Source organism: Collimonas sp. OK242, from assembly GCF_900107095.1.
In the GTDB taxonomy this organism is placed as follows: Bacteria; Pseudomonadota; Gammaproteobacteria; order Burkholderiales; family Burkholderiaceae_D; genus Collimonas.
The window spans coordinates 1-1,314 of sequence record NZ_FNOR01000052.1; the positions used below are offsets into that span (position 1 = coordinate 1).

Below are 1,314 nucleotides of genomic sequence, written 5' to 3' on the forward strand. Positions count from 1 at the left end.
TGACCCGTCCTGAAATAAGTTGACACTTTTCCGATGAAGAAAGGAAGTGTCAGATGGAGCAAGGGACTAAGCGTAGTCAACGGGATTACAGCCTGGCTTTTAAATTGAGCGTTGTCGAGCAAGTAGAAAAAGGCGAGATAACGTACAAAGAAGCGCAAAAGCGGTATGGAATCCAGGGTCGGTCGACAGTTTTGGTATGGTGTCGCAAACACGGCTTACAGGACTGGACGAGTCCGAGGGGCCGAACTAAGCGGAGAATGACCATGACAAATGAACCGGCCAAGCCGTTAACCCCTGAGCAACGAATCAAAGAGCTAGAACGGCAACTGCGGGAAGAAAGGCAGAAATCTGCGTTGTTCGAGGCAGTGATCGATACGTTGAAAGGTGAACACGGGGTCACCGTAAAAAAGCCTTCTGGCAGGTCATCTCACGCAAAGAAGTCGAAGGATTAAGCGTTAAGAGGGCCTGCCGCCACATGGGCATAAGCCGCCAGGCATATTACAAGCGCCATCAGCGAGCGCTGCAGTGCCAAGACAAGGCACAAACAGTAGTGAGTCTTGTGCAGCCGATACGTTTGCGCCAACCTCGTGTAGGCACTCGCAAGTTGCACAGCATGTTGGAGGGGAAATTCGCCCAGGCGAGCATCAAGGTTGGGCGAGACGGACTGTTTGACATCTTGAGGCAAGAACGCCTGCTGGTGAGGCCGCAACGGGCCTATCACAAGACCACGAATAGCCATCATCGCTTCCGACGGCATCCTAATTTACTCAAGACTGGCCCTGAGCAAGTGGTTGCAACAGAGCCGGAGCAGGTGTGGGTGGCTGACATCACCTATTTACCTACGGCAAGCAAGTTCGTCTATTTGAGTTTGATTACTGACGCCTACTCTCGCAAGATTGTGGGCCATCATGTACACGAGAGCTTGCAAACAGAAGAGGTCAGCGAGGCCTTGAAAATGGCGCTTCGGGGACGTCGTAGCAAAGGGCCGTTGATTCATCATTCGGACCGAGGTATCCAATACTGCTCCAATTACTACCAGGACATCCATCGCCGCCACGGGCTGACCTGCTCAATGACGGACGGCTACGACTGCTATCAGAATGCCTTGGCTGAACGAGTCAACGGCATCCTCAAGGGAGAGCTCTTGCTAAGCCGGTCGGCCGATCTGAAGCAAGCTCGTAAAATGGTGGCCCAATCCGTTCAAATTTATAATCAAGAACGGCCGCACACCGCCTTGAAATACAAAACGCCCGATGCAGTGCATCAAGCGTTTCTATGGCAATAAATATTGTCAACCTATTTTAGGACTGGACA

Annotated in this window: 1 protein-coding gene; it reads left to right on the forward strand. The window is 51.8% G+C overall.

Annotation, left to right across the window (positions count from 1 at the left end):
- Positions 1–53 precede the first annotated feature (53 nt).
- Positions 54–1,285, forward strand: a protein-coding gene (locus BLV81_RS23400; protein ID WP_092360282.1) for an IS3 family transposase whose coding sequence is annotated in 2 segments (ribosomal slippage) — positions 54–419 and positions 422–1,285 — 1,230 coding nt in all. Because the reading frame shifts where the segments join, the coding sequence is not laid out codon by codon here.
- Positions 1,286–1,314 lie beyond the last annotated feature (29 nt).